At 57.1% G+C, this 15,014-nt stretch carries 12 protein-coding genes; 1 reads left to right on the forward strand and 11 read right to left on the reverse strand.

The window, feature by feature from the left end:
• Nucleotides 1-4 precede the first annotated feature (4 nt).
• The 11 genes from GRX76_RS13420 to GRX76_RS13470 form a co-directional block, all read right to left on the reverse strand.
• Nucleotides 5-472 (reverse strand): thioesterase family protein, encoded by a 468-nt coding sequence (locus tag GRX76_RS13420; RefSeq protein WP_160153783.1) that lies wholly within the window; start codon nt 470-472, stop codon nt 5-7.
• The gene (gene sthA, locus GRX76_RS13425; protein ID WP_160153784.1) at nt 469-1,866 is read right to left on the reverse strand and encodes a Si-specific NAD(P)(+) transhydrogenase; all 1,398 of its coding nucleotides are present in this window, start codon (nt 1,864-1,866) and stop codon (nt 469-471) included. Before sthA ends, GRX76_RS13420 begins: the two co-directional genes overlap by 4 nt.
• A gap of 64 nt (nt 1,867-1,930) precedes the next feature.
• A complete protein-coding gene (nqrM, locus tag GRX76_RS13430) occupies nt 1,931-2,191 on the reverse strand; it encodes a (Na+)-NQR maturation NqrM (RefSeq protein ID WP_160153785.1) in 261 nt (86 codons plus the stop codon).
• A gap of 2 nt (nt 2,192-2,193) precedes the next feature.
• Nucleotides 2,194-3,279: an FAD:protein FMN transferase gene (locus GRX76_RS13435; protein WP_160153786.1), complete on the reverse strand. Its 1,086-nt coding sequence runs from the start codon at nt 3,277-3,279 to the stop codon at nt 2,194-2,196.
• Between the two features lie 6 nt (nt 3,280-3,285).
• Complete coding sequence (gene nqrF, locus GRX76_RS13440) at nt 3,286-4,512, reverse strand: NADH:ubiquinone reductase (Na(+)-transporting) subunit F (RefSeq protein WP_160153787.1); 1,227 nt, start codon at nt 4,510-4,512, stop codon at nt 3,286-3,288.
• Between the two features lie 18 nt (nt 4,513-4,530).
• Nucleotides 4,531-5,139: an NADH:ubiquinone reductase (Na(+)-transporting) subunit E gene (nqrE, locus tag GRX76_RS13445; RefSeq protein ID WP_160153788.1), complete on the reverse strand. Its 609-nt coding sequence runs from the start codon at nt 5,137-5,139 to the stop codon at nt 4,531-4,533.
• 3 nt (nt 5,140-5,142) lie between these two features.
• Nucleotides 5,143-5,811 carry an NADH:ubiquinone reductase (Na(+)-transporting) subunit D gene (locus GRX76_RS13450; protein ID WP_160154965.1) on the reverse strand — a complete coding sequence of 223 codons (669 nt, stop codon included), beginning with the start codon at nt 5,809-5,811 and terminating at the stop codon, nt 5,143-5,145.
• An 8-nt stretch (nt 5,812-5,819) separates the two neighbouring features.
• Nucleotides 5,820-6,602, reverse strand: coding sequence for a Na(+)-translocating NADH-quinone reductase subunit C (locus GRX76_RS13455; protein ID WP_160153789.1), 783 nt, complete (start codon nt 6,600-6,602; stop codon nt 5,820-5,822).
• Nucleotides 6,595-7,806 carry an NADH:ubiquinone reductase (Na(+)-transporting) subunit B gene (locus GRX76_RS13460; RefSeq protein ID WP_160153790.1) on the reverse strand — a complete coding sequence of 404 codons (1,212 nt, stop codon included), beginning with the start codon at nt 7,804-7,806 and terminating at the stop codon, nt 6,595-6,597. Before GRX76_RS13460 ends, GRX76_RS13455 begins: the two co-directional genes overlap by 8 nt.
• Before the next feature lie 2 nt (nt 7,807-7,808).
• Complete coding sequence (locus GRX76_RS13465; RefSeq protein WP_160153791.1) at nt 7,809-9,149, reverse strand: Na(+)-translocating NADH-quinone reductase subunit A; 1,341 nt, start codon at nt 9,147-9,149, stop codon at nt 7,809-7,811.
• 523 nt (nt 9,150-9,672) lie between these two features.
• Complete coding sequence (locus tag GRX76_RS13470) at nt 9,673-11,136, reverse strand: glyceraldehyde-3-phosphate dehydrogenase (RefSeq protein WP_160154966.1); 1,464 nt, start codon at nt 11,134-11,136, stop codon at nt 9,673-9,675.
• A gap of 339 nt (nt 11,137-11,475) precedes the next feature.
• On the opposite strand from GRX76_RS13470, the gene mfd reads away from it, so the two are divergent.
• On the forward strand, nt 11,476-14,982 hold the full coding sequence (gene mfd / locus GRX76_RS13475; protein ID WP_370463958.1) for a transcription-repair coupling factor: 3,507 nt from the start codon (nt 11,476-11,478) through the stop codon (nt 14,980-14,982).
• Nucleotides 14,983-15,014 lie beyond the last annotated feature (32 nt).

The following is a 15,014-nucleotide window of genomic DNA, read 5'->3' on the forward strand; positions in this document are numbered from 1 at the left end:
TCGTTCAGTAGAGAAACGTTGCTGTACCGGTGGCGATCAGCTCATCGCTATCGTTGTGCAGTTCCATTCGAGTGACCACCAGCTTGTTGCCAACACGCAGAATCGACCCGCCGCACACGAAGCGCTCACCCCGACCAGGCTTTAGATAATCAACCCGCATATCCACCGTGCCCAAACGCATGAGCCGCTGGATTTTTTCTTCCCAGTCGATAGCACCACCCATACGCTGGTAGGCCGCCACCATTGCGGTAAAACCGCCCACCTGATCCAGCGCCGTGGCTATCACACCACCGTGCAGAATGTTGTGGTAATGGTTGCCGATCAATTGCGGCTTGCGCAAAAAGGTCGCCGACAGCGTCTGCGCTTCAAAATCCACCTCGTGTAGCTTGAGGCCGATCTCGCGGACAAAGGGCACCTCTTCAAAGACGCCCTCGATCAGCTGGAAAAACTCGTTATAGGATGGCTCTGTCACAGCCGCGTCACCCGGTTAAGTCCGTCCAGCGCCGCACTGCGATAGGCTTCCGCCATGGTGGGATAGTTAAAGGTGGTATTCACAAAGAAGTCGATACTGTTATTCGGTGCCGGCTGCTTCATGATGGCCTGGCCGATATGCACGATTTCCGCGGCCTCGGCCCCGAAGCAGTGAATACCCAGGATTTCCCGCGTTTCAATGTGGAACAGGATCTTGAGCATGCCCACACGTTCACCGGAAATCTGTGCGCGCGCGGTGTGCTTGAACAGCGCACGGCCAACTTCGTAGGGCACTTTGGCATTGGTCAGTTCGGTCTCCGTCTGACCAACGGATGAAATTTCCGGAAGGGTGTAGATCCCGGTCGGCGCATCTTCAATAACTCGGTGACCGCGACCAACAACGGCCGCCGCCACTGCCCTGCCCTGGTCATAAGAGGCACTGGCCAGGCTCGGCCAACCGATCACATCCCCCACCGCGTAAATATTTTCTACCGACGTGCAGTAATGCTCATCGACTGCCAACTGCCCGCGGTGATTCGCTTCGAGACCGACATTTTCCAGCCCCAGGGAACCGGTGTTACCGGAACGGCCGTTACACCAGAGCAGCGCATCGGCAGAAATGCGTTTGCCGGACTGCATTTCCATGGTGACACCGCGATCGGTGCCGATCACTTTCGCGTACTCCTCGCGGTGACGCACGGTAACGCCCATATCACGCAGGTGATAGCTGAGTGCGTCGGAAATCTCGTCATCGAGGAATTCCAGCAGATGATTACGGCTGTTGATCAGATCCACTTTCATGCCGAGCGCGGCAAAAATGGAGGCGTATTCACAACCGATTACACCGGCGCCGTAAATGATGATGGCCTGGGGCGTGTGCGCCATATCCAGAATGGTATCGCTGTCGTACACCCGCGGATGATTGAAATCCACATCTGCCGGTCGATAAGGGCGCGAGCCGGTCGCGACAATAATTTTATCGGCGGTGACAATTTCCTTGGCACCGTCTACCAGCTGCACCACAACACTGTTGGCATCCTGGAACCGGGCCTCACCGACAATCAGCTCAACCCGATTGCGCGCATAAAAGCTGGTGTGCATTTCCACCTGATAGGAAATGACCTTGTTGACCGTTTCCATGACCTGGGGAAAAGTGAGGCGGCGCGGTTCGCCCAACGCGCGGAAAACACTCTGGGTGTTGTAACGCATCAACTGTTTGACCGAGTGACGCAACGCCTTTGAGGGAATAGTGCCCTTGTGGGTACAGTTGCCCCCGACTGAACTGCTGCGCTCAATTACCGCAACACGCAGGCCTTTCTTGGACGCACTCATTGCCGCCGCTTCACCCGCCGGGCCCGAGCCAATAATTACCAGATCGTACTTGGAAACTGCCATTGATTTTCTGTCTTTGCTTTTATAAAGAATTTATTGGGCGCACCTGGTCAGAGTGCGCCATCCATCAGGATTTTTTGTTCGGCTTGCTGGTTGCATCGTAGGCAAGGTCCGACGCGGAAACTGCTGCCGCTTTTGCCGCCTGCCGCTGCTGTTCCTTTTCACATTCTTCGTCGTCACCGCCGCAGATATCGCAGTCACGCTTCATGCCGATATTGTTCAGGCCACCACAGGAACCCTTGAGCGGCTTGTTCTGCACAATGGCGCCGAGCGCCATACCGGTCACAATGAGAACCAGAGTAATGAATGCAAGAATATAAATAGTCACGGTTACCTCCCCTGACTTTCAAGGTAGGGCTTGAAAGCGCTGCTAACACGCTCTTCGAACCCGGAATCGGTTTTTACCAGCAGAAACACCGCCAGATTGGCCTGCTCTGCCAATTTTAACGCCGCATCGGCGCCCATCACATTGAGTGCCGTGGCGTAGCCATCGGCTTCGGCACAGGTGTCCGCCACCACGGTGACCGACGCGAGCTTATGCTCCACCGGACGCCCAGTCCGCGGATCGATGGTATGCGCATATCGCTTACCGTCGCGCTCGTAGTAGTTGCGGTAGTCACCAGAGGTAGCAATTCCTTTACCGCTCACCTGTATTGGCTTCTGCACGACCTGCCCTGCGTTAGGACGCTCAATGCCCACACGCCAGGCTATCCCCTGGGGATTAACTCCAGCGGTACGTAGTTCACCGCCGACTTCCACCAGGTAATTGGTAATACCCCTGGATTCCAACAGATCAGCGACGCGGTCGACACCATGCCCTTTTGCAATGGCAGAGAGGTCGACTTTCACCGGCCGTGTTTTGCGTAACTGGCGGTCGTTGAGCACCAGCGCATCGGAGCCAATTTGAGCCAAAATGGCTGAAATCTGCTGCTCTGCAGGAATGGCCTCCGGCTCGGGGTCCGGGCCAAAGCCCCACAGATTCACCAGCGGGCCGACGGTGACATCAAAGGCACCATCGCTGTCCTGGTAGATTTTCAGGGACTGCGCAATGACCTCAGCGAGATGCTGGGAAATTTCTACCGACTCACCCGGTGCTGTGGCATTAAAGCGCATCAGTTCAGAGTCCGGGATATAGGTGGACATCTCCTGGTTTACCGCCGCCAATTCGGCATCCACCGCCGACTGCAATTCTGCCTTTTTCATCCCGTCAGGCACATCCACCACGGTGAGGTGGTAGGCGGTACCCATGGTCGGGCCGCTGAGCTTCCAGCTTTGCTTTTGCGGTGAACAGGCCGCCACGGCAAACAGCAAGGCTGCCAAGGTCAGCCAACGGAAAAGAAACCCACTGCGCACAAACAAAAACAGGGCCGAATGCAGCGGCCCTGTTTCTGTGGATGTATTGATACGTCCAATCATGCGCGATCAGCCGCCGAAGTCGTCGAGCAGGATGTTGTCATCCTCAACGCCCAGGTCCTTCAGCATGTTGATCACCGCCGCGTTCATCATGGGCGGCCCACACATGTAGTACTCACAGTCTTCCGGCGCCGGGTGGTCCTTCAGGTAGTTTTCGTACACTACGTTGTGGATGAAGCCGGTGTAACCGGTCCAGTTGTCTTCCGGCTGCGGATCCGACAGGGCGATGTGCCACTTGAAGTTGTCGAACTCGTCCTGAAGGCCGTTGTAATCGTCCTCGTAGAACATCTCGCGCAGGGAGCGCGCACCGTACCAGAAGCTGATCTTACGCTTGGAGTTCAGGCGCTTCAGCTGGTCGAAGATGTGCGAACGCATCGGCGCCATACCGGCACCACCACCGATGAAGACCATTTCGTTGTCGGTGTCCTTGGCGAAGAACTCACCAAAGGGACCGTACACACGCATTTTGTCGCCCGGCTTCAGATTGAAGACGTAGGAAGACATCTGGCCCGGCGGAATGCCTTCAGAGCGCGGCGGCGGAGTAGCGATACGGATGTTGAACTTAACAACGCCCTTCTCTTCCGGGTAGTTGGCCATGGAATAGGCGCGTACTACCGGCTCGGTCACCTTGGACTCCAGCTTGAAGAAGCCGAAGTGCTCCCAGTCGCCACGGTACTCTTTTTCGATTTCGAAATCGGAGAACTTCACGTGGTGGGGTGGCGCTTCCAGCTGTACGTAACCGCCAGCACGGAAGTCTACGTTTTCGCCTTCTGGCAGCTTCAGGGTCAGCTCTTTAATGAAGGTGGCCACGTTCGGGTTGGATTCCACAGTGCATTCCCACTGCTTCACACCAAACACCTCTTCAGGCACTTCGATCTTCATATCCTGCTTAACCGCCACCTGACAGGACAGGCGCTTGCCGGCTTTTGCTTCACGCGGGGTGAAGTGGGCCGCTTCGGTCGGCAGCATGTCACCACCGCCCTCGGTCACTTTACACACGCACTGGGCGCAGCTACCGCCACCGCCACAGGCAGATGCCAGGAACAGGTTGTTGGCTGCCAGGGTTTGCAACAGTTTGCCACCCGCCGGCACGGTGAGGGTTTTCTCACCGTTAACCAGGATGTTGACGTCACCGGTGTTCACCAGGCGAGAGCGGGCAACCAGAATGATGGCCACCAGCGCCAGCACGATCACGGTGAACATGCCTACGCCAAAATAAATATCCGTTAATTCCATACTATTCGACCTCCCCGCTTAGATATCGATGCCGCCGAAGGACATGAAGCCCAGCGACATGAGACCAACGGTAATGAAGGTGATACCCAGGCCTTTCAGACCTTCAGGCACGTCACTGTACTTCATGCGCTCGCGAATACCCGCCAGAGCGGTAATCGCCAGTGCCCAGCCGAGGCCGGCGCCGAAGCCGTAAGCAACAGATTCACCAAAATTGTATTCGCGCTCCACCATGAACAGAGAGGCACCCATGATGGCGCAGTTCACGGTAATCAGCGGCAGGAATACACCCAGGGCGTTGTAGAGCGCCGGTACGTATTTATCCAGGAACATTTCCAGGATCTGTACCAGAGCGGCAATTACGCCGATGTAAGACAGCAGGCCAAGGAAGCTCAGGTCCACATCCGGGTAACCGGCCCAGGCCAGCGCGCCGTCTTTCAGCAGGTAGGTGTAAATCAGGTTGTTCACGGGCACGGTGATGGTCAGTACCACAACCACCGCAACACCGAGACCAACCGCCGCTTCAACCTTCTTGGATACCGCGAGGAAGGTACACATCCCGAGGAAGAAGGCCAGCGCCATGTTTTCAACGAAAACCGCGCGGATGATCAGAGAAATAAAATGTTCCATCTATCAGGCCTCCTGTTGCGCCGGCAGAACTTTGGAGTTCGGCGCAATCTTGAACTCTTGCTCTTCCACCTGTGCAGGCTTCCAGGTACGGATTGCCCAGATGAACAGGCCGATCAGGAAGAATGCGCTCGGCGGCAGCAGCAGCATACCGTTCGGTACATACCAGCCACCGTTATTCACGGTAGACAGGAGCTCGATACCAAACAGCTTGCCAGCACCGAAGAGTTCACGCACAACGGCGAGACCGATCAGGATGACACTGTAACCAAGACCGTTACCGATACCATCGAAGAAACTGTCCTTGGGACCGTGCTTCATGGCGAAGGCTTCAGCGCGGCCCATCACGATACAGTTGGTAATAATCAGACCAACGAATACGGAGAGCTGCTTGGAGATGTCAAAGGCATAAGCCTTGAGGATCTGGTCTACCACGATTACCAGCGAAGCAATCACCGTCATCTGCACGATGATCCGGATGCTGTTGGGAATCTGCTTGCGGATTAAGGAAACCGACAAGTTTGAAAACGCGGTTACTGTGGTCAACGCGACGCACATCACCAGCGTTACCGCCAGAGAGCTGGTTACCGCCAGCGCGGAACAGATACCAAGAATCTGCAACGCGATGGGGTTATTGTTAAAAATCGGCTCCAGCAGAGTGTCTTTTAATTTCATGCTCATGCTTATGCCTCCCCTGCTTTCAGGTTTTTCAGGAAGGGACCGAAGCCCTCACTTCCCAGCCAGAAGTTGATCAGGTTGTTGACACCGCGGCTGGTCAAGGTAGCACCAGACAGGCCATCAACCTGATGCGCGGCATTCGCACTGCTCGGGTCGACACTGCCTTTGATTACGCTGATGTCCACAGACCCATCGGCGTTAAAGACCTGCTTACCTTCCCACAGGGATTTCCAGCGAGGGTTGTCTACTTCACCGCCCAGTCCGGGAGTTTCCTTGTGCTCGTAAAAGCCAAGGCCGGCAACGGTTTTGAGATCATTTTCCAGCGCCAGGAAGCCGTACATTTGGCCCCAGAGTCCAGCACCACGAACAGGCAAGATAACGCGCTGCAGCTCACCATTTTTCTCCACCAGGTATACCTCTTTGGTATTTTCCCGACGAATAATGTTGGCCGTGTCCTGGTCCGCAGACAGTCTTTCACTGGCATCGGAGACTTTGGCCGCTGCGCGACCGCTGCCACCTGCCGGTGCTTCGTCGGTGAACTTACCAGTACGCAGATCTACGTACTTGGTAGTCACGGACTCAAACGTGTCTTCAATGACCTTGGCATTTTTCTGATCGGCATCGATCAAACCGCCAGCCATCAGTACGTTGCGCTTACGGTCCAGTGCGGCGTTCGCTTCTTGCTGAGGCTTGAGCATGACTGCCGCAGTGGAAACCACCACGGAACAGACGATACACAGCACCAGTGCAACGATCAGAGTACCTTTTACTGAATCTTTATTAGCCACGTGCCAACCTCCGTTTGATATGGGACTGCACCACGAAGTGGTCAAACAGCGGCGCGAACAGGTTGGCGAACAGGATCGCCAGCATCATGCCTTCCGGGAAGGCCGGGTTCACAACGCGGATCAAAACGCACATTACGCCAATGAGAATGCCGTACCACCAGCGACCTGCGTCGGTCATAGCAGCGGATACCGGGTCGGTGGTCATGAAGATCAGACCAAAGGCGAAGCCGCCCACAACCAGGTGCCAGTACCAGGGCACAGCGAACATGGAGTTGGTTTCAGAACCAATCATGTTGAACAGCGTGGCGGTGGCCATCATGCCCAGCAGAGTACCGGCAACGATGCGCCAGCTGGCGATCTTCATGCCAATCAGGATCACGCCGGCAATCAGCATCGCCAGGGTTGAGGTTTCACCAATGGAACCGTGCATGTTGCCGAGAAAAGCATCCATCCAGGTCAATTGTCCGCTGGGTACGCCGACAATACCGTTCTGGATACCTTCGCTGGCCATCACGGACAGCGCGGTAGCGCCGGTATAACCGTCAACGGCAGTCCACACCAGGTCACCAGACATGGCAGCCGGGTAGGCAAAGAACAGGAAGGCACGGCCGGTCAGTGCCGGGTTCAGGAAGTTTTTACCGGTACCACCGAAGACTTCCTTACCAATAACCACACCAAAGCTGATACCCAGCGCCACCATCCACAGCGGCAGATCCGGCGGACAGGTCAGGGCAAACAGGATGGAGGTGACGAAGAAACCTTCGTTCACTTCGTGGCCACGGATCGCCGCGAACAGAACTTCCCAGATACCGCCGACAATAAAGGTCACGGCATAAATCGGCAGGAAGTACATGGCGCCGTAGACAAGGTTGTCCCACAGGCTGTTGGCATCGTAACCGGTGAGTGCACCGATGATGGCGTGGCGCCAGCCGGTCAGCTCAGGGTTGCTCATGCCGTCAATAATGGTGTTCGCCTGGAAACCGACGTTCCACATACCGTAGAACATTGGAATCATGGCGCAGGCCCACACGGTGATCATGATGCGCTTCAGGTCGATACCGTCGCGCACGTGTGCGGTGGACTTGGTGCGGTCCGCAGGCTGGAAGAGACCGGTGTCGATCGCTTCGTACAGTGCGTACCATTTTTCGTATTTACCGCCTTTGTGGAAGTGCGGTTCCATGTTGTCGAGTAATTTACGCAACATCCTTAACCCTCCTTCTCAATACGGGTCAGGTTGTCCCGCAAAATGGGACCGAAGTCGTACTTGCCCGGACATACAAAGGTGCACAGCGCCAGATCTTCTTCATCCAGTTCCAGTGCGCCCAGCTGTTGAGCCACCTGGGTATCACCAACAATCAGTGCACGCAGCAGCTGGGTTGGCAGAATATTCAGGGGCACCACACGCTCGTAGGTACCGATCGGCATCAGTGCGCGCTCGGAGCCATTGGTGCTGGTGGTGAAGTTGAACAGCTTGCTTTTCAGGAAGCGGGATACGTAGATCGGCAGGATCGAGAAGCGATTCGCACCCGGCGTGAAGTAATGCAGCATCGGGCGCTCGCGGCCCTCTTCCAGCACACTCACCTGGTTGTGGTAGCGACCGAGGTACGCCAGCGGACCCGCAGCGGTGCGACCACCGAATACAGAGCCGGAAACCAGACGGTTGTCATTACCCGCGGTCTCACCAGCGGTCAGCGCTGTCAGGTCGGCACCCAGACGGGTACGCAGCAGTCGCGGCTTGGTGACTTGCGGGCCACCCAGGGCAACCACGCGGTCGGTGAACAGTTTGCCGGTTTCGAACAGCTTGCCTACGGCAATCACGTCCTGGTAACCGATAGTCCAGACCTGACGGCCGGGCTTGACCGGGTGCAGGAAGTGGATATGGGTACCGGAAAGACCAGCGGGGTGGGGGCCGGCGAAGGCTTCGCGCTGTACGCTGGCGGCGCTGGGAACCGGGATATCGGCGTCAGGCGCGGTACACACGAAGGTCTTCTCTGCCAGTTTGGAGAGAATCTCAACACCCTGGGCAAAGGCATCGCGCTGCTCGGCAATGATCACAGCAGGATCAGCGGCCAGCGGATTGGTGTCCATGGCGTTAATAAAGAGTGCAGAAGGCTGCGCGGTCAGGGCCGGCACCTTGCTGTACGGACGGGTGCGCAGTGCGGTCCAGAGGCCGGACTCCACCAGGTTTACACGCACCTGCTCCGAAGTGAGGCTGGACAGCTGGTCAGCGCTATAGCTGGCGAACTGCTCTGCTTCATCACCGTCCACTTCAATGACCACCGACTGCAGCACCCGACGGGCACCACGATTGATGGCAACCACGCGGCCTGCGGCCGGCGCGGTGTAGCGAACACCTTCGGTTTTCTTATCGGTGAACAGCAACTGTCCGAGTTTGACGCTATCCCCTTCCGCAACTGCCATGGTGGGCTTCATCCCGTTGTAATCGGGACCAATCACCGCAACAGTCTTGGCTGCAGGGCCATCATGGATGACCTGCTCGGGCGCGCCGGATATGGGTAAATCCAATCCCCGACGGATCTTTCTCATACGCCTGTGCCTAAGTTCTAATGTTGATAGGTTTAAGAGGTTTAAAAATTTCTAGGTTAAAAAAACACTAAAAAATGAAGAACCCGTCGCGGGGGCTTAGGCCGTGGTCTGCCTGGGAGTGGACACATAAAGAGTAGCCACTACCGGGAGGCACCACTGGAATGGAGAAGTTGCTCACCGCTCGGGCCGCAACCGATCTGCTATTGCCCTGGCAAGTCGCAGTCATTGCGCAAAAATTTCCCGGCACACGGCAGCCCCGCAAAATCGCGCGCATTATAAGTAGGGGATAGAGGCTTTACCAGAGCGAATGGGGCCAAAAGGGCCAAACGGAGGGAAAATTTTGCTGAAAAAACAACAACTTTAGTTGGAGATGGTGCTTCCGGCACATACGCGCCAGTCCTTCGAATTCAACGCCAGTCTGGCGCCTTAGACCTCTGCCCGACCAATTCTCGGTACGGAGGTCCCAGACAGCAAGGAGGGCGGATTGACCGCCCTCCCCCGTCGTCACTCAGTCCTGAAGAACTCAGTCTTTCTTCGGGAACAGCTCGTAACGTACACCGGCCATGTCTTCCAGGCAGCGAACCACCTGGCAGCTGTAGCCGAATTCGTTGTCGTACCAGCAGTAGAGGACGGCATTATCGCCATCTACGATGGTGGCAATGGAATCGAACACGCAGGCACGGCGGGAGCCGACGAAGTCGCTGGATACCACTTCCGGAGAATTGGTAAAGTCAATTTGCTGACGCAGCGGTGAGTGCAGTGCCACATCGCGCATATAGTCATTCAGCTCATCCTTGGTGGTCTCCTTGCCCAAACGCAGGTTCAGGATAGCCATGGAGACGTTCGGAGTCGGTACGCGGATGGCATTACCGGTGAGCTTACCCTTCAGTTCCGGCAGCGCCTTGGACACGGCCTTGGCAGCGCCGGTCTCCGTCAGCACCATGTTCAGGGCTGCGGAACGGCCGCGACGCTCACCTTTGTGGTAGTTGTCGATCAGGTTCTGGTCGTTGGTGTAGGCATGCACAGTTTCCACGTGACCGTGCTGCACGCCGTACTTGTCCATCATCGCCTTCAGTACCGGCACGATGGCGTTGGTGGTACAGGAGGCCGCAGACAGGATCTTGTCGTCCGCCGTGATATCGCCGTTGTTGATACCGTAAACGATGTTCTTCAGGTCGCCTTTGCCCGGAGCGGTCAGCAGCACCTTGGCAGCGCCCTTGCTCTCCAGGTGCTGGGCCAGACCCTCTTCATCGCGCCATACGCCGGTACTGTCGACGATCAGGGCATTGTTGATGCCGTACTGGGTGTAATCCACTTCCTGCGGGGAGTTGGCGTAGATGACTTTCACTTCATTGCCGTTGCAGATCAGTGTATTGGTCTCTTCGTCCACACGGATGGTGCCATTGAAGGCGCCGTGTACGGAGTCGCGGCGCAGCAGAGAGGCGCGCTTGACCAGGTCGTTCGCCGCACTACCCTTGCGCAGCACGATTGCGCGCAGGCGCAGCACATCGCCACTGCCCGCTTTTTCGATCAGCAGGCGCGCTACAAGACGGCCGATACGGCCGAAACCGTAGATCACGACATCCTGGGATTCCGGCAGTGGCTTGCCAGCGCCAGAGGCATCGGACAGCTCTTCGCGGACGAAGTCTTCAATGCTCAGGCCACGCTGGTCGCGCATGTATTTGTTGGTCAGGGTGCCCAGGTCAATGTGGACCGGACCCAGTTCCAGTTTGCAGATGGCCTCGAGAACCGGAAAGGTCTCAAACTCAGACAGCTCGTTCTCTTCAACCTGACGCACAAAGCGGTGCGCCTTCATGATGCTGAGTACGGAGCGGTTCACCAGGTTCTGGCCGTACATATAAATGCCGACGTTACTTTCCCGGTTAAGCTTACCAATCATTGGAATCATGGATTCCGCCAGCGCTTCACGCGCCTTCCAATCCTTGAAAAAGTCAGCGGGCTTTGGTCGCTTCTGAGTCACTGTCAGACACCTCTGCAAAATGAAAAATAGGATCCTGCCGGCCCCGGAATCAATGGCTAATTCACTGCCTATTTCAATGATAGGGGAAGGCTGAAAAACAGCCCTCTGGCCGACGGCTGGCGCATTATGTGGATTCGATATGGGGTGCGCAACCGAGCAAAAAATGGCCTAAAAACTGTAGTTAAACTACATTTTTTCAGCGTGAAATTTTCCACTGGCAACGGCCGCTCCTGCGTCATTTACGCAGGCGGTCGAGGCCCTGAAAAGCAGCAAACCTGCAGCCGCAGCCGTTCGCCGCTACAATAGCGCCCTCCCCGGCCGCCAGCGGTCAGAAAGCACGGAATTATAAGGAAACATGAGTCAACTCCCCCCTTTATCCCCCCCGCTTTTCGAACAAAGAATGACCGGCAATTCTGGGGCCAGCTGCACGGCGCTAGTGCCGCCCTGGCAATCCTGAGCGCGGCCAAAGCGAGCCCCGCCCCCACCTTGCTGATTGCACGCAACAGTCAGGAAGCGCACCAACTTGAGGTGCAGCTGAAATTTTTTAACAAGCCGCGTCGAGATGGGGGATCAGAAGATCTCTACAGCGACGATGAGGAAGCACTGGAAATTATCCAGTTTCCAGACTGGGAAATTCTGCCCTACGACACCTTCTCGCCGCACCAGGACATCATCTCTGACCGCCTGGCCACGCTGTATCGCTTGCCGCAAATGGGGAGTGGTGTGGTTATCGCCCCGGTCAGCACACTGCTGCACCGCCTGGCCCCCAAAGACTATGTGGCTGGCAATGCCCTGATATTGAGTGAAGGGCAGAAGTTTGACCTCAACGCCCAGCGCCGCCTACTGGAACAGGCGGGCTACCACTGCGTCGATACCGTGTATGAGCACGGCGAATTTGCCGTGCGCGGCGCGCTGATGGATATCTACCCCATGGGCAGCACCCTGCCCTACCGCATCGACCTGTTCGATGACGAGATCGAGTCCCTCCGCACCTTCGACCCGGAAGATCAGCGCACCATTGACCGGGTGGAAGAGATCCACCTGCTGCCTGCACGGGAATTCCCCATGCACAAGCCGGCACTGGCCAAGTTCCTTGAGCGCTGGCACGAGCATTTTGACTGCGACCCGGGCCCGGTCTCCATCTATCAGGACATCAGCGCCGGAATCGCGCCGGCGGGCATCGAATATTATTTACCGCTGTTTTTTGACCAGTGCGCGAGCCTGTTCGATTACTTGCCAGCCAACAGCAACCTCTTTATCCAGGGCGACATCAAACAGCCAGTTGAATCTTTCTGGCGCGAAGCGGAAAACCGCTATCAAAGCCGCCGCGGTGATCTCACCCGCCCGATACTTGAACCCCGCAAGGTGCTGCTGGACATCGATGAGTTTTACGCGGCCCTGAAATCCCAGGCACGCGCCTTCTTTTCCACGGAGACACTTCCGGAAGCGGAAGGCAATTACAACTTTGCCTGCAAGGCACCGCCGAGCCTGCCGGTAAATGGCCATTCCGACCAGCCGCTACAGAAGCTCGAAGCCTATTTGATGGAATACCAGGGGCGGGTTCTGTTCTGCGCAGAAAGCGGTGGTCGCCGGGAAGCCTTATTGGATCTGTTGAACGGCATCCGCCTGAAGCCAAAAACTTTTGACAGCTGGCAAAGCTTCCTGGCAAGCGATGAGCGTTACGGTATTACAGTAGCCCCTATCGATCAGGGACTGCTGCTCGATGAGCCGCAACTCAACCTGATCGCCGAGCCACAACTGTTTGGCGACCGGGTGCTGCAACAACGGCGACGCCGCAAAGCCAAGGAAGACGCCGACAACGCGGTTAAAAACCTGGCGGAACTGCGCATCGGCGCGCCGGTGGTACACATCGACCACGGGGTGGGCCGCTACAAAGGTTTGCAAAGCCTGGAGATCGATGGCCAGCAAGCGGAATTCCTTACCCTGGAATACGGGGACGGCGCCAAACTGTATGTGCCGGTTGCCAGCCTGCACCTGATTAGCCGCTACTCTGGTGCCGATGAAGAGCTGGCGCCGCTGCACAAACTCGGCAGCGAGCAATGGCAAAAGGCCAAACGCAAAGCGGCGGAAAAAGTCCGCGATGCCGCTGCCGAATTGCTGGACATTTACGCGCGCCGGGAAGCCCGGGTAGGCCACGCCTTTGCCGACCCGGGCATGGCTTACCGTGAATTCGCCAGTGGATTCCCCTTTGAAGAAACCCCGGATCAGCAGCTGGCGATTGAAGCGGTTGTTGGCGATATGCTGTCGAAAAAGCCCATGGATCGACTGGTGTGCGGCGATGTGGGCTTCGGCAAAACCGAAGTCGCCATGCGCGCAGCGTTCGTCGCTGCCCATGCAGGCAAGCAAGTGGCCATGCTGGTGCCCACCACCCTGCTCGCCCAGCAGCACTACCAGTCACTGCAGGATCGCTTTGCCGATTGGCCGCTCACGGTTGAAGTCATCTCCCGTTTCCGCAGCAGCAAGGAAGTCGATGCCATCAAAGAGCGTATCGCGGAAGGTAAAGTGGATATTCTCGTGGGCACCCACAAGTTGCTGCAGAGCGACCTCAAATTCAAAAACCTGGGCCTGCTGATCATCGACGAGGAGCACCGTTTCGGGGTTCGCCAGAAAGAAAAGCTGAAGAGCCTGCGCTCGGAAGTCGACATCCTGAACCTCACCGCCACGCCCATCCCGCGCACCCTGAACATGGCCATGGCCGGTATTCGCGACCTTTCTGTGATCGCCACGCCACCGGCGCGCCGGCTGTCGGTGAAAACCTTTGTGCGTGAACGCGATGAACCCCTGATCAAAGAAGCGATACTGCGGGAGATACTGCGCGGTGGTCAGGTGTACTTCCTGCACAATGAAGTCAAAAGCATCGAACGTGTCGCGCGCGAGCTACAGGAACTGGTGCCGGAAGCACGCATCGGCATCGGCCACGGCCAGATGCGCGAGCGCGAGCTGGAACAGGTAATGAGCGACTTCTACCACAAGCGCTTCAATGTGCTGGTGTGCACCACCATTATCGAAACCGGTATCGACATCCCCACCGCCAATACTATTTTGATTGAGCGCGCCGACAAATTCGGTCTCGCCCAGCTGCACCAGCTGCGTGGACGCGTTGGCCGCTCCCACCACCAGGCTTACGCCTACCTGCTGACGCCAAACAAACGGGCAATGACCAACGATGCGGTCAAACGCCTGGAGGCCATCAGTGAGGCCCAGGACCTGGGTGCCGGCTTCACCCTCGCCACCCACGACCTGGAAATTCGCGGCGCCGGCGAACTGCTGGGTGAAGAGCAAAGCGGGCAGATTCAGAGCGTCGGCTTCAACCTGTATATGGAAATGCTCGACCACGCCGTCAAAGCCATCCGCGAGGGGCGCACACCCAATATCGACGAGCCACTGGAATCGCCAGCAGTGGATGTCAATCTGCGCGTGCCTGCCCTGATCCCGGAGGACTATCTGCCGGATGTGCACAGCCGCCTGATCATGTACAAGCGCATCGCCAACGCCGAAGACAAGGACGCACTCAAGGAGCTGCAGGTAGAAATGATCGACCGCTTTGGCCTGCTGCCGGAGCCGCTGAAACACCTGTTCCGGATCACCGAAATCAAGCTCAACGCCAACCAGATGGGTATCCGCAAGCTGGAGGCTTCCGCCAGCCGTGGTCGCATCGAGTTTGCCGACAACGCCAAGGTAGACCCGCTGACACTGGTCAAACTGGTGCAGACCCGCCCCACCAGCTTCCAGCTGCAGGGCGCCAACCAGTTGAACTTCAGCCTGGATGAAGGCGGCCCGGAACAACGCCTGCAGCAGGTGACCGAAGTTCTGCAACAGCTGTCTCAATAGGGGCAGCTGGTTGCGGAACTGGGGTGCCAATC

The organism is Microbulbifer sp. ALW1 (assembly GCF_009903625.1).
Lineage (GTDB): Bacteria > Pseudomonadota > Gammaproteobacteria > Pseudomonadales > Cellvibrionaceae > Microbulbifer.

Excerpts from the sequence above, each read along its gene's own strand:
- GRX76_RS13460 (WP_160153790.1), bottom strand. The coding sequence starts at position 7,806 with ATGTTGCGTAAATTACTCGACAACATGGAACCGCACTTCCACAAAGGC.
- nqrF (WP_160153787.1), bottom strand. The coding sequence starts at position 4,512 with ATGGAATTAACGGATATTTATTTTGGCGTAGGCATGTTCACCGTGATC.
- GRX76_RS13435 (WP_160153786.1), bottom strand. The coding sequence starts at position 3,279 with ATGATTGGACGTATCAATACATCCACAGAAACAGGGCCGCTGCATTCG.
- GRX76_RS13450 (WP_160154965.1), bottom strand. The coding sequence starts at position 5,811 with ATGAAATTAAAAGACACTCTGCTGGAGCCGATTTTTAACAATAACCCC.
- GRX76_RS13465 (WP_160153791.1), bottom strand. The coding sequence starts at position 9,149 with ATGAGAAAGATCCGTCGGGGATTGGATTTACCCATATCCGGCGCGCCC.
- sthA (WP_160153784.1), bottom strand. The coding sequence starts at position 1,866 with ATGGCAGTTTCCAAGTACGATCTGGTAATTATTGGCTCGGGCCCGGCG.
- nqrE (WP_160153788.1), bottom strand. The coding sequence starts at position 5,139 with ATGGAACATTTTATTTCTCTGATCATCCGCGCGGTTTTCGTTGAAAAC.